Annotated in this window: 13 protein-coding genes; 3 read left to right on the top strand and 10 right to left on the bottom strand. The window is 41.6% G+C overall.

Features of this window, described 5'->3' with window-relative positions:
* Nucleotides 1-540 precede the first annotated feature (540 nt).
* The gene (treS, locus tag V7K25_RS14830) at nucleotides 541-3,924 is read left to right on the top strand and encodes a maltose alpha-D-glucosyltransferase (protein WP_335159108.1); all 3,384 of its coding nucleotides are present in this window, start codon (nucleotides 541-543) and stop codon (nucleotides 3,922-3,924) included.
* Between the two features lie 343 nt (nucleotides 3,925-4,267).
* Here the strand turns inward: treS and V7K25_RS14835 are convergent, their stop codons facing one another.
* The 5 genes from V7K25_RS14835 to V7K25_RS14855 all read right to left on the bottom strand — a co-directional run bounded on the left by V7K25_RS14835 (nucleotide 4,268) and on the right by V7K25_RS14855 (nucleotide 14,120).
* Nucleotides 4,268-8,275 carry an EAL domain-containing protein gene (locus V7K25_RS14835; RefSeq protein WP_335159110.1) on the bottom strand — a complete coding sequence of 1,336 codons (4,008 nt, stop codon included), beginning with the start codon at nucleotides 8,273-8,275 and terminating at the stop codon, nucleotides 4,268-4,270.
* 848 nt (nucleotides 8,276-9,123) lie between these two features.
* Nucleotides 9,124-10,305 carry a DUF4159 domain-containing protein gene (locus V7K25_RS14840; protein WP_335159112.1) on the bottom strand — a complete coding sequence of 394 codons (1,182 nt, stop codon included), beginning with the start codon at nucleotides 10,303-10,305 and terminating at the stop codon, nucleotides 9,124-9,126.
* Between the two features lie 63 nt (nucleotides 10,306-10,368).
* Nucleotides 10,369-11,493 (bottom strand): phage tail protein, encoded by a 1,125-nt coding sequence (locus V7K25_RS14845; protein ID WP_335159114.1) that lies wholly within the window; start codon nucleotides 11,491-11,493, stop codon nucleotides 10,369-10,371.
* 3 nt (nucleotides 11,494-11,496) lie between these two features.
* Nucleotides 11,497-13,701 carry a putative baseplate assembly protein gene (locus V7K25_RS14850; RefSeq protein ID WP_335159116.1) on the bottom strand — a complete coding sequence of 735 codons (2,205 nt, stop codon included), beginning with the start codon at nucleotides 13,699-13,701 and terminating at the stop codon, nucleotides 11,497-11,499.
* Nucleotides 13,702-13,703: 2 nt separating this feature from the next.
* Nucleotides 13,704-14,120 carry a GPW/gp25 family protein gene (locus V7K25_RS14855; protein ID WP_335159117.1) on the bottom strand — a complete coding sequence of 139 codons (417 nt, stop codon included), beginning with the start codon at nucleotides 14,118-14,120 and terminating at the stop codon, nucleotides 13,704-13,706.
* A gap of 219 nt (nucleotides 14,121-14,339) precedes the next feature.
* Here V7K25_RS14855 and V7K25_RS14860 point away from each other — a divergent pair, with 219 nt between their 5' ends.
* Together V7K25_RS14860 and V7K25_RS14865 are read left to right on the top strand one after the other, a co-directional pair.
* Nucleotides 14,340-15,122: a hypothetical protein gene (locus V7K25_RS14860; RefSeq protein WP_335159119.1), complete on the top strand. Its 783-nt coding sequence runs from the start codon at nucleotides 14,340-14,342 to the stop codon at nucleotides 15,120-15,122.
* Between the two features lie 247 nt (nucleotides 15,123-15,369).
* A complete protein-coding gene (locus tag V7K25_RS14865; protein ID WP_335159121.1) occupies nucleotides 15,370-15,564 on the top strand; it encodes a hypothetical protein in 195 nt (64 codons plus the stop codon).
* A 58-nt stretch (nucleotides 15,565-15,622) separates the two neighbouring features.
* On the opposite strand, the gene V7K25_RS31620 is transcribed toward V7K25_RS14865, so the two are convergent.
* From V7K25_RS31620 to V7K25_RS14890, 5 genes are all read right to left on the bottom strand, one after another.
* Complete coding sequence (locus tag V7K25_RS31620; RefSeq protein WP_442948088.1) at nucleotides 15,623-15,937, bottom strand: IS1 family transposase; 315 nt, start codon at nucleotides 15,935-15,937, stop codon at nucleotides 15,623-15,625.
* Between the two features lie 57 nt (nucleotides 15,938-15,994).
* Nucleotides 15,995-16,540, bottom strand: a complete 546-nt coding sequence (locus V7K25_RS14875) for an FHA domain-containing protein (RefSeq protein ID WP_335159123.1) — start codon at nucleotides 16,538-16,540, stop codon at nucleotides 15,995-15,997.
* A 14-nt stretch (nucleotides 16,541-16,554) separates the two neighbouring features.
* Nucleotides 16,555-18,690, bottom strand: a complete 2,136-nt coding sequence (locus V7K25_RS14880) for a substrate-binding domain-containing protein (RefSeq protein WP_335159125.1) — start codon at nucleotides 18,688-18,690, stop codon at nucleotides 16,555-16,557.
* 278 nt (nucleotides 18,691-18,968) lie between these two features.
* Nucleotides 18,969-19,658, bottom strand: a complete 690-nt coding sequence (locus V7K25_RS14885; RefSeq protein WP_335159126.1) for a response regulator transcription factor — start codon at nucleotides 19,656-19,658, stop codon at nucleotides 18,969-18,971.
* A complete protein-coding gene (locus V7K25_RS14890) occupies nucleotides 19,652-20,836 on the bottom strand; it encodes a sensor histidine kinase (protein ID WP_335159128.1) in 1,185 nt (394 codons plus the stop codon). Before V7K25_RS14890 ends, V7K25_RS14885 begins: the two co-directional genes overlap by 7 nt.
* Nucleotides 20,837-21,850 lie beyond the last annotated feature (1,014 nt).

Genomic DNA, 21,850 nt, shown 5'->3' on the forward strand with positions numbered 1-21,850 from the left:
TGGTAGGTAAATACTCACAGACCTGTTTGAGTTGCCAAATTCAGTAGACTAAAAAGTTTTGCGATGCCAACGCGGGCGTAGCCATCGCTCTGTCAAGAATAGCTGCTCCAGTGTATTTTTTCGAAAATCTCGTGCTTTTAGATACTAGCATATCATCTCTCACTTTGAAGTTTAAACATAAGTAAAGCTAATAAATCAGCTATCACGGTTTCAACTAAACTACACCCGACACCTTACACCCTCGGACCTTTTGCACATAACGTGAAAAGTTAGGTACGTCTGTGGTATGCGATTGGCTGGTGAGGGTGTAGGTCATCTGGCTGATTGTTGCACCGCCGGCTGTTGTTGTGGAACAGGGTATATACACAGTTTGTATGATTATTTATGACTAAATACTAAATATCGCTCGTTTGGTAGTTTTATGATTTAAATAAGAAAATGTATACATTACTCGTGTAAGCTAAATCAGCTGATAATCTCAGCCATCGTATCAAGTAAAAATATAGTTCTATTAGATATGCGATCGCATATCTTCTTAAAATGCCAAACTCTAACTTCAAAGATGACCCCTTATGGTTCAAAAATGCAATTATCTACGAACTAGGTGTTCGCACCTTTGCGGACAGTAATGGTGATGGTGTTGGTGATTTTCAAGGGCTGACAGAAAAACTAGACTACTTACAAGACTTAGGTATTACTGCCATCTGGTTGTTACCTTTTTTTCCTTCACCACTCAGAGATGATGGTTACGATATTGCCGATTACACTAGTATCAATCCTATCTATGGCTCTTTGGAAGACTTTAAAGCGTTTTTGAGGGCTGCTCATCAGCGCGGTATTCGTGTAATTATTGAGTTAATTATTAATCATACCTCTGACCAACATCCTTGGTTTCAAAGAGCACGTCGCGCACCAAAAGGCAGTCAGGAGCGAGATTTTTATGTTTGGAGTGATACTCCTGAGAAATACCAGGAAGCGCGAATTATCTTCCAAGATTTTGAGACATCTAACTGGGCTTGGGATTCAGTTGCCCAAGCTTATTGCTGGCATCGTTTCTATTCCCATCAGCCTGATTTGAATTATGACAATCCCTTGGTGCGCCAAGCAGTATTTGATGTTCTAGATTTTTGGTTGGAGATGGGTGTAGATGGGCTACGTATGGATGCTGTGCCTTATCTCTACGAACGGCAAGGAACGAACTGCGAAAACTTACCTGAAACCCATGCGTATTTGAAGGAGTTGCGATCGCACATCGACGCCAAATTTCCTAACCGGATGTTACTAGCTGAGGCGAACCAATGGCCTGAAGATGCCGCTCAATATTACGGTGCGGGTGATGAGTGTCACATGAACTTTCATTTTCCTCTAATGCCGCGCTTGTTTATGGCACTACGGATGGAAGATAATTTTCCGATTGTAGATATTCTCCAGCAAACTCCATCCATTCCTGATAACTGTCAGTGGGCATTATTCCTCCGCAACCATGACGAACTGACTCTAGAAATGGTGACAGATGAAGACCGCGATTTTATGTATGGGGCCTATGCACAAGATCCAATGATGCGGGTAAATTTAGGCATCCGTCGCAGATTAGCGCCGCTTTTGGGCAATGATCGCCGCCAAATTGAGTTACTCAATAGTTTACTGTTATCTCTGCCAGGAACCCCCGTACTTTACTACGGTGATGAAATTGGCATGGGAGATAATGTTTATCTAGGCGATCGCAATGGTGTTCGCACACCTATGCAGTGGAGTTCTGACCGCAACGCTGGTTTTAGTCGCGCCAACCCGCAACGCTTGTATCTACCCGTCATTGTTGACTCAGAATATCACTACGAAGCGCTCAACGTCGAGGCACAACGGACTAATACCAATTCTCTCTGGTATTGGATGAAACGTTTAATTGCTACTCGCAAACGGTTTGCGGCATTGGGTGAAGGGCGTTTTGAATTGATACAGTCTAATAATCGCAAAGTTTTCGCCTTCAGTCGGGTTACCTCTGAAGAAGATGTCTTGGTAGTAGCAAATTTATCTCGTTACGTGCAAACGGTGGCATTAGATTTATCAACCTTCAATGGGCTAATACCAATAGAAATTTTTGGTTCGACTGAGTTTCCAGCGATCGCAGAATCGCCCTATTTCCTTAGCTTAAGTCCTTATGGGTTTTACTGGTTCACCTTACAGCGTAAACTTAGTTCAACTCAACCTCTTAAACCCCAAGCAGATTTAGCAACTTTGCTGGTAAATGGTTCATGGCAGAATGTGATTGGGCAACGAGAGTCAAAAAGCATTCTAGAATCAACACTGCGGGATTACCTCTATACCTGTAGCTGGTTTGGCGGCAAAACTCAGACTGTACAATCAGTACAAATCATTGAAGCGATTTCTTTACCCTATAACCAGCAGATAGCTCAAATTGTTTGGTTGCAGGTAGATTATAGTCAGGGAAACCGTGAAACTTATCTGTTATTTCTGGCCTATGCAGAAGGTGAGCAAGCAACACATCTTTTAGCAGAAATGCCGCAAGCTGTAATTGCACGGCTTGGGGTGCAAGGCAAAATAGATACAAATCCACCCAATACTCAAGAAGTTGGAATTTTATTTGATGCTTTAGCAGACAAGAACTTTCTCACTTCACTGCTAGATGGAATCGCTAATCATCACTCTTATAAAGGGATAACCGGAGAATTATTTGGCACTACTACTGATTCATTCTCAGAATTGCGCCAAGAGTTAACTAATAGTGAGCCGACTGTCCTGAATAAAGAAGAACAAACTTATATAGTTTATGGCGATCGCTTGTTGTTAAAACTCTTCCGTAAAGTCGAGGAGGGTTTGCACCCAGATTTAGAAATCCGGCGTTTTCTATACCAGAAAAAACGCTTGCAACACTCAGTTTATCTAGCTGGTGCTTTAGAATACCGCCGTGCAAATAAAACAGGCAATAACACTGCCATACCATCGACTATAGGCATATTACAAGAGTATATTCTAGATAGCCGTAGTGGCTGGGACTATACCCTTGATAGTTTGCAAAAGTACTTTGATTTAGTCACCACGGAACACGCCACTATTACCGAAGTGCCTCTGCCATCAGGTTCTTTGTTAGATTTACAGAGAATTGAAATTCCAGAATTGGCAATTGCAACGATCACTTCTTACCTGCAAAGTGTTGAACTGTTGGGTAAATCCACAGCTGAATTCCATATAGCGCTGGCTACAAATATAGATAACTCAGACTTTGCTCCAGAATCTTTTTCATCACTTTATCAACGTTCGATATATCAAAATGCACGTAACTTAACCGGACAAGTATTTCGGTTGTTAAAAGAACGAGCAAACTACTTGCCAACCGATACTCAACCATTAGCATTAGAAGTTCTTGATAGCCAACAGAAAATCTTAGAACGCTTTCAGTTAGTTGTCGGGCAAAAAATTACTGCATTGCGTACTCGTCATCATGGAAACTACCATTTATCGCAAGTATTTTACACAGGAAAAGACTTTATTATTGCTGATTTTGAAGGCGAAGTAGATCGCAGTTTAAGCGAACGACGCATAAAGCGATCGCCTCTACGAGATGTAGCAGGAATGTTGCTATCTTTCAACTATGCAGTTAACGAAGCTCTGAGCTATCAAAAAGAATCTGGGATGATCCTGCCGGAAAATTTACCCCTTCTAGAACAATGGGGACAGTTTTGGTATACCTGGGTCAGTACTAGCTTTTTGAACTCTTATTTAGAAGCTGCTAATCAAGAATCTTTCCTTCCAAACACAAGAGAAGAACTAAATGTGCTGCTTTTTGCCTATCTTTTAGAGCAAGCGATTGATGCAGTAGGCAATGAACTAAATAATCGCTCTGATTGGGTAAAATTTCCACTCCAATTTATTCTGCAATTATTAGACTTTTCCGGAAATATATAACCCTTTTTGTGTAATGATTTTAGAGAAAATTTATATGTCTCTAAAGAACACAACAATAAGGATTTGATATAGTTTCTCATAGTTTAGAAACAAAAAACAGTGTTCTTCAATTTGGAGTATCTGTCTAATTTCGTATGTAATTTAATTCACGATAGCCTTCTTGGGTATCAATGTGTTTAATTCCTTTGCAAACTTTTGAGATGGGCAAAAGTCTCAAAAGTTTGTAATAACTCACGTTAACTCAATATCAATTTCAGCCAAGATACCGCCAAATTAAAAGTAGAATACCTGTCGTACTTTTAAAGTAAGCATTAATTAAACTAATTTTTGTTCTAACCAAAGATCATAGAAAAGGACATGGCTTGGCGATGCCGTAACCTTGAGCATAATCCACACCAAGAACTTTAATTTTTTCTAAAATAGTATCATTTTCAACAAACTCTGCAATAGTTTGAAGCCCCATAATATGCCCAACATGATTAATTGCTTCAACTATTGCTAAATCAATAGAATTATCTACAATTTGCCTAATAAAACTGCCATCAATTTTGAGAAAATCTACAGGTAGATTTTTCAGATAAGTGAAAGATGACATTCCACTACCGAAGTCATCTAGTGCAAAGCGACAGCCAAGGTTTCTTAATTCATTGATAAATAAAGAAGCTTTACCTAAATTACTAATGGCAACAGTTTCAGTAATCTCAAAGCAGATCATTTGGGGTGGAATTTGATGCAAAGCAAATTGCTCATGTATGAATTCAATAAAATGCTCGTCATTGATACTTGCACCTGAAAGATTAATTGCATAAATATAATTGCAATAATTGCATTCTTGATTCTTTGATTGGCAATCGTTCCAACTATCACGATATTGTTGCCCTTGAGTAGCAAAAAGGGTACGAATTACCCAACGGTCGATTAAATGCATAAGATTATAACGTTCTGCGGCAGGAATAAATGCCATAGGTAATACTAAAGCCCCAGTTTCATCTTGCAAACGCAAAAGGACTTCATAATGTTGTTCTTTCATCTCAGTTTGCAAAACTGGGATAATCGTTTGGTAGTACAGACAGAATCGATTCTCTTCCAAAGCATGAGTAATACGCGTTACCCATTCTATTTCGCCTTTCTGTCGTAATAGATCGATATCATCTACTTGATAAACGTGTACCCGATTACGTCCCCGATTTTTAGCTGCATAGCAAGCTGCATCTGCAAGACTTAATACATGGGCAACACTTTCACTAAGCGTATTAATCATAACTAATCCAATACTGATGCCAATTGTAAAAAGCTTTTCTTGCCAGGCAAATCGAAGCTCCTGAACCTTCTGACGTATGGAATTGCAAACTCGTTGTGCCTGCTCTATTGAGCATTGATTGAGAAGTAAGCCAAATTCATCTCCACCTATACGGGCTAAAGCATCTGTTTTACGCACCTGACTTTGAAATAATGCTGTCACTTGACGCAAAAGTTCGTCGCCAGCAATATGGCCACAGGTATCGTTGACGATTTTAAATTGATCTAAATCTAGATAGCAGAGGACGTATTGTTCGTTATGCATCTTGGCATCGTTAATAGCCTGCTCTAAATGGCGTTCAAACTCGCGTCGATTTACCAGCCCAGTTAAAGCATCATGGCTAGCTTGCCAGGAAAGTTGCCGAGATAAGTTGCGGTTACGGGACACATCATGAAATACCATGACTGCTCCAATTATCTTACCGTTGCTAGCACGAATTGGAGCAGCGGAATCATCAATGGGAAATTCATTACCATTACGCGCAATTAAAATTGTATGGTTGGCAAGGTAAAGAGCAGATAAAGCTGTTTGGTTATCGGCTGCGATTAATGTCTTTAAAATTTCTGTTTCATTAAAGCGATCGCTAACTAATTCAAACTTATGTGTTGAGTCACCTACTAAATTTGCTACCATCTGCTGCCAGATTTTGGCATAATCAATGCAAACTTGATTTTTCAAACTATTGAGTAATTCTAAGCGATGTTCAAGCTTTTGAGCGACGCTTTCTAAGTTCTCACCCGTATAAAACAAAGCACCTGAATAAAAAGCAGCAATATATGAGGCATATTGAACTTTGCCAACTTCTAACCCACTTTGAATCCCCTCTAACATTGGTTCTAATACGGCAGTGAGAGGGTCTTTAAAATGTCGAACATGACCATTAAAAATTTCGCAAATCTCAGCTTTTAGTTCTTTGGCATTGTAGCGATCGAGAAGTTGTAAAGCTAACAAACAAGATTGATACGCAGCATCGATTTCTTCTAACTGACCTGCCAAAATCGAACCATAACAAGCATAGCCATAAGCTGCCATCGCCGAACTTCCATATTGAATGCACAGATCTACCATCGTGAAAGTAATTGAGGTGAATAACTGAGCAGCTGCAAAATAAGTGGCAGGGGTTGCTGCCACCAAAATTCGCATTGCTGCCAGTTTATAATCGTCAGTCATCGGTGGCAGACTACTTAAGCTCTCAATCGTCAATGAATTTTCATACTGTTTGGTTAAGGCATGAGGAGGCTCTTGACTGAGAGTAATTCCCAGCATTTCTATTACTTGTATAATAGCGATCGCTTCCTTCAATTTGTTCTGTGAAACGCTATATTGAATTTGAATTTCATATACCTTAACTTTATCTAAAATATTTTTGGCATTACTTAAAACAATATCAGCTAAGATTGCCGTTTGTTCAAAATTATTATTGAGAAACTCAGATGAGGTTGCTTCTACATACAGTGCCAGCGTTAAATCATAATTTGTCTGCCAACTCTTTTCTGAAAGTAATCCCAATCCTACTTTTAAATACTTTAACGCCAGGTCATAAGCTGTAGCTCTCTTGGCTTTTTGCCCTGCCATCAAATTCAGTACTACTAGTTCATCTTTATGCTTTTGTTGAGTGAGTAAATGAGTGCCAATATTTAAGTGATTAACAATCTCAAAAATGTTCTCTTCAAGTTCCACTTCTGGCGTATGCTCAAGTAATAATTCTCCAATTCTCAAATGCGTTTGGCTGCATTCAGCTTTGGGAATAAGCGAATATGCCGCTTGCTGTACGCGGTCATGCAAAAATTTATAAACGATCGTTGGAGGGCTAGAAACAGTTAAGAGTGAAGTATTTTCATACTTATGTCTCTTACTAAATTTCTCTAGCTCAATAACCAAGGGGATTTTATAATATTGATTTAATGGCAAAATTAGCCCAACTTGTAACGCTTCCCATAAATGCAATGCCGTCTCTGATAAAGACTTTTCATTAACAATACTAAGGACTTCTAAGGTAAATTTGTCACCAACACAAGCACCTAACTTCATAACATTTTGCGTCGCTGGCAATAGCTTTTGAATTCGGCTAACCATTAGTTCAACGACATTATCCGTGATATCAATATCTAACAGATTTTCAATATCCCACTGCCAACAGGCTTGATTAAAGTTGAAAAAATTTAACTTATCTTGATAAAGTGATTTGAGTAGTTGCAATAAAAAGAAAGGATTGCCTTGAGTTTTATTAAAAACTAATTCTGCTTTCAGTCCCAACGCATTTTGATAACGCTCTTCTGCTGTCTTTGCTAAAAGTTTCATTACAACATCAGAAACTGCCTGGGGGATTTCTCTTAAGCCCAGATTTTTAGCAAATATACAAGGAGAAATTGGAGTTCTAGCAATATGGCAATGAACGAGTTCTAGAGGGTCAGTACTTTGAAAGGGCAATTGTCGTGTCAGCATTTCATAGAAAACAATGCCCAAAGAATAGAAATCACTACGGTAATCAACTAAGCGGTTCATCCGCCCTGTTTGTTCAGGCGATATATAAGCAAGCGCATTTTCAAAAATATTCTGATTACTAATTGTTTGCTTTTCTTCATACAAATAGGTTGCAAGGCTAAAGTCGTCAATTTTAACCTGTCCAGTTTGCGGATTGAACAGCACATTAGTAGTTTTTAAATTTTTGTGAGTAATTTTGTATTGATGAAGTTTTACTAGTGTTTCAGCAAGCTGAATCCCAATGTGTAGAAAATCATTTAAATCGAGCGATGTTTGACTCAGGTATTTTGGAAGTGGGTTTCCTCCAAAATCTTCCAAAATCATTGCCAAGAACTGATGGCTATCTTCTAAGATATAGCATTTAACTATTCCTGCAATATCTAGCGACTGAAGAATTTTATATTCATATTTTAACCGAGCAATATCTTCGAGAGTTGGGTACTCTGTTTTAATATATTTTATTAGTACAGGTGTTTGATCTAATCCTTTGATTCCACGATAAAGAACCGTATTATTCTCTTCTCGCAGTAATTCCTTGTACTGATAATCTTCTAGTAGCCTAATCATTATTTCTATTTAAAAATAAAATATAGTTTTTATATAAAACCCAAATTATAAATTATAGAAAAACCTAAACTTTTACCACTCAATTTATTACTAAATCGGTTAAGTTTGTATTATTTCAACCTAGAAGACATTATATATACTACATAAAAATTAAGTCAGCAAGTAAGGTACTAAGTAACTAAAAAAACGATGAATAACATAAAAATTAAGTAATAACCCGTTATCTGTGCATTTTATCTTACCAAATTAACAAAAGAGTTCAGCCGCTAGGTTGTTGTTTGCTAGATAGTTATGTGTTAGACCAGAGTTTTCTGAAAGTTTGTATCGCTTTTCTTAGTGCCATTTAACTAAATACTCCTTTGAATCTCTAGTATCCCTGAGTGGACTTGGCGCAGATGTGTCCAAAGACTTGTGCTGGCAGAAAACTGAGCAGCAACGGAAAACGCTATCAGAAAAACAATTCCTTGGCTGTAAAAACCCTTTAAAAATCAACTATTCTCTTCTTTACAAGCTTTACGCGAACGCATCCAAGAGATATTCGATCAACTTACATTTGAGCAAGTAATTTCTGTCTCTTCTTATAACTTGATCCTAGAAGCTCTTTTCTATGCAGCTTCACATTAAATTGGTATTAATTGGAACATTTTTTACGTCGAACTCAGGTTATTGTTAAAGTTGGTTGGTGTGATTATTTACGGACTGATTACCGTGATTCATCATACAACGAATCGCACTTCCACATCCCATGAAAAGTCAGACCCCAGAAGAGTTGCATCAGGTTTATTTTTATATACTTTTTCACTTGAAACCCTTAATCTTACTGACCTTATTTATACAACAGCGCCCGCTTAAGACTGTAAATCTATCGTCTGTTTGCGTTTCCAAGCAAAATGTAGAATATTTATTCCTAACTCTTGAGCGGTTCTTATGTCAGTTCGCGATCGCTGCAATTCTTCATCTAAACCCCATAATCCGCCCAGATTGCCGATCGCTAAAATAATTCCCCCGCCAGATAAGAGTTGAATTCTAGTTTGATCTATTATTGGCAACGCAGAAAATAGAAACGGCTTTATCCGTAAGGGATGGTCGCGACGGGCTTCTTGTAAAGACTTTAGTGGTGTCTGCAAATGTTGAGCTACTGCCTGGACTGATTGAATCAGTTCTGTACTTTCAATGGAGGCATCGACCAGCAAAGTGCCCCCCGACTTCAGGTAGCTTTCAAGCTTCGAGAATTGATGGTTGTTTAGCGATAAACTCTGATGCCCAGTCACATATAACAGATCGTAGAGATGGATATCTCCATCCCAAGTGACTCGATCGACAGTTTCTGCACCTTTTAAGGATGGATAGATATCTTCAACAGCACGCAGTAAGTAGGTGAGATTGAAAAAATTTCGGCTACAGTCTGGATCATCAGAGTTAATTTCAGCAATTTGAACCAAGCCTTGGGGTCTTGCCTGGGCTTGACGGCGATAACGTAAATCTAAATCGCCGTATCCCGGAAAAAAGACATCGGCAGGTGTGCGGAGCATTTCCTGCTGCGATCGTCGCAGCAGAATCCGACAAAGCTCCACATCTGAACGTTCAGGGGGACGGCTTCTCTCGTCAATTCTGAAGGTTTCCTGTACAAGTTCCTGATCGGGGCTTCCCCCCAGGCGATCGGGATCTCGATACTGAGCAACTAAATAAACAGTGACAGGTTCCGAATCCTTCAACTCGGTTGCGATCCGAAAATTGATTTGATGAGGCACGACAATCGGATTCCCTTCTAAATCGATGGCAATTCCCGGCTGAATTTGCACCCAGCGATTGTCTCGATATTGAGCGGCAACTTCTTCTGGGGCTGGAATTACCCGTACTCCTAACCCGCAAACAATCCCTGGCTGATTGATTGACTGATAGTGAAGATTTTGGCGTTTGCGCTGATAGTCATGGGCACGTTGCCAACGCTCGGCAGTTAGCAGCAAGCCATCTCTAACTTGTTGGCGCTGCATGGGGGCGATAATAGGGTTTGGAAAAGGATGACCCACAAAAATTTCTCCAATTCGATTGAATAAGTTTCAGGTAAATGCTCAGTAATGGTCTGTTTTCATCTAGTCTGTTTCTATCCGCAAGCTGTAAGAGCAAAATGCAGGTTTCTCTTGCTCGATTATTCGCCGGACGAGCTGCTGATCAATTGGGCTATTTGGCTGGGCACGCAAGCGGACATCAAAATGATAGGGCTTGCCACCGCCTATAACCGCATCTTCTCCCACGTAGGCTAGTCCAAATACACATCCTTGATCAAAGGGTTCGGTAATGCAGATTGATTTATCTTCTTCCCGGTCAATTTGTTCATCAAGTGGTAAACCCGTATATAAATGTAGATAAAATCGAAGTCCCTTACGGGTTCCACGACAGCGATAAATTTCTACGGCGCGTCGAATCAGCCGCCTTTGATGGTTTAAATCTAGCTGTGCATCAATTGACCAGTCCACCCAGTGAGCTAGAAACGGCAGGAGCGCCTGAGGTGCCGTTAACGGGTCTAGATGCGCCCACATTGAACTGAAGCTATTGACTACCGGCTCGAACGCTTGCTCAAAGATTTTGATGAAGCGATGAATGTAGTCAACTTCTTGATAAACTATCGGCAAAAAAGCAGTATAGTTGCTCCGTGGTCGAACATTTAGCTCAAAGTTGGATTCTTGAATCGGATGTGGACTTGACCCTTGACTCAGGCTTTGACTAGCATAAATCGACAGACAACCTCGAAAGTTGAGTTGGTTTCCCTTGCTTCCCTGAAGGGCATCTTCACCCTCAAAAAAATTGTTAGGAATCAGAAACCATAAGTCAGCATGTCTGCTTTTCTTGGCAGCCACTTCTAGGGTTATGAGGTTGATAGCAGCCCCCATTCCAGCGCCTGACAGTTGCGCTACTGAGTTCTGTGCGGCTGTCCCAAATTCAGGGGCGCTGGAAGCATCCGTCTGCACCTGACACCATTCCAAAGGGAACGTCCCATCTAACTTTAAGGTAAGGTATTGAGATTGAGACTCCCAGTTTTTAATCTCAAGGGCAACCCGGCAGAGTTCTCCCGGGTAAACCACAATTTCAGATTGCTGTTGCGAGCCTTCGATGGCTTCAGTTCCCAGCATCCGACTGCCTCCTTGGGAGGTGGTCGCAGAAATCTGCATGGGAGAGATGTGAAGACTGGCTGATTTTGAGGTAAGTACTGGCACCATACCCTAAATCCTCATTGCAGATTGGTCTGTGAGAATATTCACACTATGTCCTGTGCGTACCTGCGGATCTGCCCAGGAGCAGAGTAAACCCAAGGAGCCAGGATCTATGTAGTTTACAGGCATTGTTTGCCGCTGCCAAGATTCCCCATTTTTTTGAATAGGAAACAGTAAAATAGCGCCCAAATATTGAATCCCTGCTGTTTGCTGAAGGAGAGCAATTATGTCTGACGGATAAAGGGGGCGACCAAAGGGCCAGCCTGTCATCTCTACGCCACCAGTTAAAGGATTGAGGTAGCGATAGAGCGCGACTTTGAGTTTGTGGATAATCTCGGCTTGAGCGCTTGGATTATTATAGGCAGGCTCTAGGGTAACTTCGGCTTGAACCGATACGCCAACATAGTTGGGCTGCTGTAGCTGCAACTGAATGCCTAGCAAACGTCTTTCATCTAGATAGTGCAAGACCCGATCGCGCAGAGCCGAACTTAAATTGAAGTTGTCTGGAGCAATCCCGTGTCCTAAGTCAATCAGATCGGTATTGGCTTGAGGCACAACACACACGCTGATGCTCCCGGCAGTTTGGCTGGCAGACATCGGTAAGCACAATGTGCGAGCGATCGCACCGCCGCTGCCTTTGAGAGTTAAGGCTTCAAAATCTGAAGCAGTAACGGCTCGATCGTGCGATCGCAGTATTTGAGGCGCTCTCAAGACGGCCCGCTCTAGAGACTCGGCATTAGCACCGTTGACCGCAGCATGATAATTGGTCACGCGGTCTATATAAGGAATTGCCGTCTTCATAAAATTCAGTGTGTTCGCCTGTACGTTTCCCTGTTTCCCGCCCCCGGTACGATAGGTAAACATAATTTCAGCACCACGAGGAGGAATTGCACCATACTGTTGCTCAATCATTTGAGCCTGAAGGTCTTGACTAGGCGAGCGATCTGCTCGCAGCACTTGCTGTAAATAGGCACGAGTTTGCGTTTGCTTCTTAAGCATTTGAGGTTCGCGAATCAATGGCCCAAACTGAATAGTGCCTGCCAATACATCAACGACATAATGCCGATCCTGGGGTTTTGATTCAGCAAAGTCTTCAACCTCCTGCCAGATTTCAGGGGGCTTCCCAAGAGGAAGAACAACCAGTTGCTCTTCTCCCCGGCGCTCCAGAATAGGCGCAGTCTCAACTTCAAAGCTCTGCCCCGGCTTCCCGTCGCTGATACCTAATATTTCCTCCTGGATCAGAACGCATTGGCTAGCTTGTACCGAGCCGCCAATAGCACGCATCGCAATTGTTTTAATTCGAGGAGAATTTGAATATCCCGGCTGGCGTGCGCCAGATTCGATGAGGGTGCAGCGAATCCAACGACCTCGGTAGGCATCAAAACTAGATGTAGGCCAGCGTTCGGGCAGATGTAGAATCACATTACCACTCTGCTGTGAGCTATCTTTCGTATTCTCGTTAAAGCTAAAGCCATTGGTGGTGTCGTCTGCTTCCTGCAAAAGCACTTTTATCCATGACTCGCCATCCCAGGCTTCCCAACTGCGGGGAGGATGGTTTGGATCGATGCCCGTAGGCGTACCTTGCGCTCCTGTGAAGGCGATCGCCAACACATTTCCTTCTAAAGGGGTATCAGGTTCAATCACCAGATAAAAGCTATTGCCAGACTGCGGCTTTTGCGGAAATAGTTTGAATTCGTGAGTCACTGCAAGACCGTCATGTTGACGATGCCATTCCCCGGTGTGGTCATGGAGCGATTGAGGAGTATTACCCGCCTCTGGTGCAGACAATATATATTTTAAGGTCGGTTGAGAGATCAACAGGTCTCGATCTGTGGTAAAAATAATAGCTTCTTGAGTTTCAGTGCGCTCTGTTGCAACTTCTGTTCCGCGTGGAATGGTATAGTTTTCTAGTAAATAAGTGCTGAGGTAGAAAGTCAGCCTAACTTGAGCTGGGGTTGGTGGCTGTAGACGGATTCCTAATAGTTCTAGAAAGGCTATATAGTTTTTACGGGGAACCTGATTGAATCGCATCAGCATCTGGTCGGTGAGCCAAGCAAATAGCTCGACTAAAGTAATACCAGGATCGCTGAGATTGTGATCTGTCCACTCTGGACAATAGCGGGGAATACGCAGTAGGCATTCTTCTACTAAATCATCAAAGTTGCGATCGTCCAGACGAGAACTGGGAAGCCGAGGTAAAAAGTCAAAATTCACGATTACTCCACCTCTGAAGCTAAATAGAACGGGTAGACAAAACTGTAGGGGTCGGGATTAGATTTGAGGCGATAGTCAATGATAATATTGACACGCCCTGCGATCGTGTCGGGATCTGCGCGAACTTCATCAATTTCAATTCGAGGCTCCCATTTTTGTAATGCTTCCAGTATGTAGATCCGAATTCTTAATAAAGTATCTTTATTTAAGGGAGCAAAAGCTAATTCTGATAAGCGACAGCCAAAATCAGGGCGGTATAAACGTTCGCCTAAATCGGTACGCAAAATTAACCAAATAGATTCTTTAACCTTCTGAGCTTCAGAACTTAGCTTGATTCCTCCCTGCACATTGCTTTGCAATGGGAAAGATAAGCCTGTACCTAAATACTTTTGTGGCTGCTCGTTTATTAAGTTTGCCATCCTCATTGTCCCTAAACTTCGCTTATAAAGTTTAGGATATCTAGCGATCGCAGAAATTCAATCAGCCGAAGGTCTATATGCTTATAAAAAGGTTGAAAGTACACTAGAAATGTACCCTAAAACTAAAATCAAAATGCTCAAGCTAAACAAGAATACGAATTAGAAAGAACTATCTAAAAGTCGTACAGAAAGTTCAGTCACTAATATATCAAGGATATTATGGATACTATAAAAAATTGTCTGCCTTGTTTACGCACAAGAAGAAATACAGAAGAATCAAGTCAAGAAGAAATAGATATTTCAAGTCGCCCGCGCACTGAAAATACTCAGAGGAGAAGTGGAAGTATTCGGGGGAGTAACAACCTCCTTTCTGAAATACCTCTAAATGCTCCAGAACAACAAACGGTTGGACAACACTCTAATGTAACAGAGGTGGCAGGCAGGGAAAACGCACCTAAGACACAGGCAGACATAGAAAATGAAGTTTCTACTGGAGCCAATACACCACAGCAGAAATTAGCATTAGTAAAGACGGAGCTAACGGAGGAGCTAGAAAAGGAGTCGTATAAATACGGTTCAGGCAAGGATTGTGGGTATTTGGCGGATAAGGCAGTAAAAATAGCAGAAGAACACGGCTTTAAAGCCTCGCTAGAAAGAGAGACTTCTGCAATGTTGGTAGAAAAGGGAACGATAAGAGGAGACGCCCGACAATCAAATACCGAAGAAAAAAAGATGTGGTTTTTCGGTTCACATTTTTGGTGCAAAATTGAGGGGATTCAATACGACCCCTTGTTCGATACAGAGGGTAGACCGAATATGGATCTTCAGGACGGAATCGAAGAATACCGTGACTACCGTATCTATAAATTTAAATCGGGAAATGCTATGGTTGAAGGGCAAAAAGATACTCAGATCACTGCTAATACAGTATTTCAATCCTATAAAGATGCACAAGAATTTGTTCTAAAAACAACTCCGGACTATAAGTCAGATTCAGATTAATTTCTTTCTCTTCCCCAGCTTTGCCACCTCACAAAATCGCGTTGCTCCCGTAAATAGGTTAGTTCAGCATATAGTTCCTGTACAGATTCTTAATGGCTTTAATTTAATAATTCTGCCTGGAGTCTTGTGAAGAAATGGAATAACCCTGCTTATAGACATAAGTCTATTCACATTTCATAGTTAACTAAACTAGTATGAACTTAATGGAGACTACTCTTGAATATTGTTTCATTATAAGGTGAAAATCATGGAATCAATTGGATACTTTTTTGCTAGAGTTTTCGGCGGATTTATTGATAGGCTATCCGATCAACTGAGATACAAGATAACCGATGTTGCTGAATCTAAAATCAGAGAAACGGTTGAAAAACCATTTAATGAAAGTGCAACAGCCAGCCAGCAAACAACAACCGATAGTCAAGAGCAAAACACCAAATCTTAATAGAGAGTATGTCACTTACTTGAGACAAAACTAGAGCAATGAAAACTATCTATTAGCCCTAAATAGGTAAGGATAGATAGCCGTAAATCCGTAGCAACTCATTATAGCGATGGATGAAATACCAGATACCTACAATATGGGTTTCTAATTTTTGGGAGAATGACAAAGTTTCTCTAATCAAACGTGAAACTCTGTGACCTAAAGTACAGTTAAATCTCTCAATACCGTTAGTTTTAGCACTGGTTTTGCTAACGGCTTTTTCAATGACGAAATTATTGCAAAGAACAGAGCGATCGCTCTGTTCTTTACTGTTTAATAATATTTTAAGCGCCCTGGTTTCTGTTTTATCTAAGAATAAAGTTACAAAACTAATGTTCTAACTCTACATTCACCCGCTAACTAAACAAAGATGAGTTTCATGCATCGCGATTTAAATTGAATTATGGATCAATTCAACTTGCAGGCAAATCAACCCATCCTGACCTAGCTGTAATTTATCTCCATGACTCAATGAATGGGGCGCTCCACGAGGTAATAATTTATCATTTAGGTAGCTACCGTTTCGGCTATCATCAATAATCATATAAGCTTGTCGAGCAAGATCCCAGTAGAGATGAGCATGGGTGCGAGAGATGATACCTGCATGGGGCAGTGCTGTTAAATCGATTTCTGGCCGCATTCCGTTAGAAAGATTTTGACGACCGATGACGCCAGATTCCCTAAGTAATAGAAAACTTTGTTCGCTGGGATGAAGCAACTTTAACTGAGGACGTTCCTGATTATTGATTATTGATGATAGCTGGGGCGAAGGAGGCGAGGTTTGAGCATAGCGGGCTGTCGAGGCTACCATAGCAGGGGCTTGTACTGCCTGTGCTAAAGAAGTACCGCACATTGGGCAGATTTTAGCGTTGTGCGGTAGTACCTGATTAAAGAAAGAGCAGCTTGGCTCTGGACAACGATGAGTTTGGATTGCCATAGTAATTGCGCTCCCTAACGATTCAGAATAGATGACGATAAAGTGTAGTTTTTAGGTGGAGTTTGTAGCGGCACAAGACCCGCTTGCTGAAGGAGATACTGCCCATCTTGAGTTTTGAGAAAATTAGCGAAGAGCGGCCCTGATACATTCCCAGGCAAATTATTATCTCTAGGATACGCAATAATCAACGGTGCGCTAAGTGGATAGGTTGCAGTATGAAAAGCCGATATATTAAGTAAGGGCTTTTTCTCCAGACAGAGATTGTCTGATGGAGAAATGGGCTGCATTATGCCGTTGGTGGTCTCTTTTAGCAGAGGCTGTACCGGGTCTAGATTTTCTTGGGCAATAGCTAGGGGGTAAATCTTGCATTGATCCCAGGTTTGGGTCAATAGTCCAAAACTAATTGAGCCAGCCTCGGTTTTTTGCGCCTGCTTTTCTCCAACTGCGATGGAGCGCAAGGTATTAAAGGTTGAACGTTGCTCAATCTTGCTAAATTGGGCAATCAGATTCGGATCGTTGCCTAAAACTTTTTGTTGGAACAGGCGTAATGCTTCAGGTTCCATCGGTCGATAGGGCTTGATCGGCAGGTCAGGAAAATTTGAACCTAGCTGTTTCCAGTTGGTAAGTTTCCCTGTAAAAATTTGCTGCAATTGGGCAAGACTGATCTTGCCTTGCAATGCACTTGGTAGATTTTGACTTTTATAAGCAGGTACATAGACTAAAAGACCATCGTAGGCGATCGTTTCTTGAATTAACCCTTCGGGTAGTTGGGTTGATAAACTACCGATCGCAAAATTTGCCTTGGCGTTCGCTTCGAGAACTTCAGTAAGGGGAGACTGTTGAGGGGCATAAGTTCGGTAGTTAAAAATAGCTGCCATATCCAACTTAGGCTGGGTCAGTAACGCTCTCATTTTGCGATCGCTCGCGGGCTTCTTGTCTAAAACTATTGTCCAAGTTCCCAGCGCTTCTCCTGTATAGGGATACTGTCCTGGCCCAATCCCATTAACATCTGCAAAGGATGGCAAAAGATGCTTAAAGTTAGCCATCTCTGCATTAGAATTTGATATAGATCGGGGCAATAGCAACCACAATAGCCCTCCCAATAGAGGCAAAGCAAGTAAACTCAAAAGCCAATACTTTCGAGATTTCGGTTTCGCTGGAGACTCTGAGCTAAAATTTCCATGAAAACCAGCAGCCGTTTCAGGTTGAGGCAGTTTAATCAAAGCTTGACGCGCCTCTGCCGCAGAGTTGAACGGGGTGTCTAACCCTAGTAAACGATGCAGAAAATCTCTCAGGGGTGGATCGTTCTGGGGCCAATGTTGAGCCTCGCGCGGATTTAGCGGTGCGTCAGAACCAGAAGACATCTCTTGAGCCGTCCAGAGAGCAAAGGCGACCGATCCAAGATCGATTAAGTCTTGTTCCGGTAACAGCACCTGGCGCGGCGCAGGAACAAAAAGCTGCTCCCAGGATGCCAGATCGCAGACATAGACGTAGCCATAGCCGCCATCACTTATAAGCAGGCTGTCAAGCCCCAAGTTGCCGTGGGCAGTTCCTATTGCAACAGATGCAAAACTTGATGGCTGACTATGGAGGAAATGTAGCGATTGGAGCATTTGATTTAGGACTTGTCGCACTTGTGATGCAGAAAAGGCTCCCGTCTCTCTCAAAGTCTGCTTCAGGGTAGGAAGTGCCGCGATTTCGCCTGAAAAAATCAGATAGACGCGATCGCTCAATGGATCTGCAATGGTTTCTGATGGACTGACCAATCGAAATTCCCGACCCTTCGCGGTGGTCAAATTACCCTTTGCTACTTGACTCAAGGCTGTTCTGCGCTGTTGTGCTTCTACAGCATTAAAATATTGCTTAGGTAGTAAATACTCTTTCACTACAACGGATTGACCATTGCTGATCTGAGTTCCTCTGTAAAGCCGTCCCATTCCCTGAGACCTAAGTATTTCAGAAATGCGATAGGTGCCTAAGCTGCCCCGGAGTTCAGTTTGAATTGGTAATGTAGTGGGGAATCCGCATTCCAGACAAAACTTAGCACCCGGTATTTTCTCAGTAGTTTCTATTGGCTTTCGACAGCCCAGAGGTGCATTTTGGGTACATCGGTAGAATTTAGCTAATGCATTAGAATCAACAATAGGCATAGAATCTTCTCGATAGTTAGGGCTAAACCAAAAGGGAGCATCCCAAATGTGCAAGTTTATTTTTATATGGGATTTTGGCTTAGAACAATAATGAAATAACGAACCGCCTTTCCTTCTCTTCGAGAGGCTGCGCCAACGGAACGCTACGCGAACGCGCAGCGTCTCGTTAGAGAAGGACGCCAAGAGCGCCAAGGAAAGAAGTTTGTCCAGGGTTTTTGTGTCAGTCCTGTACCTTTTGGCAAAATTGGGATGCTCCGAACCAAAATGATTGAACCCAATTAGGACTGAACCAGATTCATCTTGATGGCTGCTACAATAGCTTGTGTCCGACTTGTTACCTGTAGCTTCAGAAAAATATTAGTGATATGAGTCTTAACAGTAGACACTGAAATGTAGAGTTGCTTCCCAACTTCTTCGTTTGAGGCTCCTTGAACGAGCCAATATAAAACATCGCTTTCTCTCTCGGATAGGGTGCAGGGCTGACCGATCTGTGAGGGTAATGAGGCTTGGGCTTTTTGGAATTTTCTAAAGAACCCAGTGGCAACTTCAGGTGGTAAATAGATTTGGTTCTGCATAATAGTGGCGATCGCATCTAGCAACTGCTGTGAAACCTGACCCTTAAATACATAGCCATCCGCCCCCGACTGCATAGCCTGATAAATCCAATAGTCTTCTTGATGACCTGATAGAACAAGGGTTTTACTCGATGCATTGCTGTCTTGCAGTTGCTGTAATAGGGAGAGGCCATCTCCCTCAATTAATTCCATATCAATCAGAATTAGGTCGGGAGTATGCTGCTCGGTAAGGGATAAAGCCAGAGCCGGACGATTCGCTTCGCCAATCACCTTAATGGCTCGATCCTGAATCTGGGAGAAGCTTAGAAAGGTTCTGATTCCAGCCCGAAATTGATCGTCGTCATCGACTAAAAGCGTCGATAGGGTTTTGGTTTGTTCTACTTGGGTTAACATACAGCGTTGTCCTCTGATAAGTTAATGGATGGAATCAATCGAGGTAGGCTTATCGAAAATTCTGCACCTTTTTTGGGTGCATTTTTTGCCCATAGTTTCCCTCCGTGGTCGAGTACAACTTTTTGGGCAATAGCTAATCCTAAACCTGTTCCCTCCGAGCGGCGGGTATAGAAAGGCTTAAACAGCTTCTGTAAATCCTCGGAGGATAGACCGGGGCCTTCATCTCTCAAGGTCAGTAAAATATCTCCCTGCTGCTCTTGCCAATCAATGAAAATTTTTGCGCCTTGGGGACTAAAATGAATGGCGTTACTCAATAAATTGCTGATAGCTTGTTTGATTTGGAGTGGATCGAGTTTTAAAATAAGTGTGCGATCGCTGCAACAAACCTGAATATCTTTCTCCGAAATCCAGCCTTGAAATTCTTCTAGTGTTTTATGGACGAGGCTACGAATATCTTGCGGTACAATCTGCAAATTTTTACTACTTGCACACTGCACGATCTCAGTGAGAGTTTGATTTAAGCCGTGAGCAGTCTTGCAAATGACTGAAGCTTGTTCTTGCTCCTTACTCGCAGCCAGAAGATGACTAAGGTTATGGGCATAGAGACTAATTAAACCCAAAGGATGACGTAACTGATGCCCCACTCGTTGAACAAGATGCTCTAAAATTTGAATCTTCTGGCGGTGTTGCCAGTTTTGTTGATGTTCGTCTAAATATTCACCGATACTAGCAGCCGTTCGCTTGATGAATTGCCGTTGAGTATGAGACAAAGGCCCCTTAGCAAATAATAGTAAGTATTGATTAGGCTGACTTGATTCACCAAAATGACAATAATAGAAGCCTTTTTCTATTGTCTCTGCATCAATCGGCTTTAACACTAGAGCAGATGAAACATTAGCTAACCAACCTTTGTTATCTAAGTAAGCTAGGGTCTCTTTCGCAAAAGAAAAAGGCATTTGAGAGGTTTCAATAACTTGTTGGCGATCGGACATCTGCGGATCTTGATAAACCACTCTCGTCCATTGAATCTGCGGTTGAGCTACCAGTTGCTCGATCTGTAGCTGCAAGAAATGCTTTAGTTTCCGGGTGTAATACTGGGGAGTCCCCTTTTCTGACTGAGGACTCAGATTTTTTAAGAGTTTGAGACCTATGCCTGGGTTATCTGTGAGACTATCCATAACTTTCCTCCAAATTATATGCTCTACTTCTGGTTCTTTTGCAAAAAAGGTTGTGTCGCAAAAGTGAATCAGATGGTAAGGTAGTAAAGCCTTATTGTTGACAATCAGTTTCCTATGAGGGAGCAGTGCGATTTTGTGAAATACTAAAAATTAGGCTATAAATCACCTATTTAATAATATGTAGGCGTAGGTTGCCGCAGACATCGCAGCGATATAGGGCGTTGCATAAATGCGGGATGAATTGGCGGGCGAAACCATTGGAAATATGTTATAAATTGTGCGAAATCATCCCCTAATTCAGCAACCCCCGATATAGCTATTTTTATTGAGAATTTAGCTTGTTAACTGAGAATTAAAATTCGATTAATAAAATCGCATTGTTCTTTTAATCATTTGGGCATTTTCAAGATTTCTTACTTGGAGTTAGTAAAGCAAGAAATTCAGCGAATGCAGTCAGTTTATGTTGTGACTGACAATTATGACTTCAAGCGATGTCATCTTAATTCCGTAATTTTGTTGAAAATTTTGCACCTACTAAAAGAAGCTACAGTAGATCGGTTGTGGGGGGACATTAGGGACATTCCATATCTTGGCTTTTCATAACAGTAGCCAAAGCAGAGAATTGTAATCACCACGGGTGCGGGTACATACTTGTAGGTGATGGAATTCTCAGGGAGCAAGCCTGTCAACCAGGCAAGGCGATAACCCAACTCACATAAGCAGTAAAACATAATCTTTAATTATTTCATTTTAATTTGACGCACTTATGACAAACTTATAACAAAAGTATGACCAGAGATTTTTACTAAACAACCTGTTTAAAATCAGGAAATGAAAGAAACTTATCCAAATGAATATTGGTCATAAAATTTTGACAATAGATAGTTGTTAGCGATGTTCGTGAGCAAGCATAACTAACGGCTTAAAGCCAAAGCCGAACTTACGCTTCTGTATCACTCATTGGGATAACTCAAATCAGAATATGCAGCTTTTAAGATGATTATTGGTGTTTAG

Source organism: Nostoc sp. (assembly GCF_036919495.1).
Lineage (GTDB): Bacteria > Cyanobacteriota > Cyanobacteriia > Cyanobacteriales > Nostocaceae > Nostoc.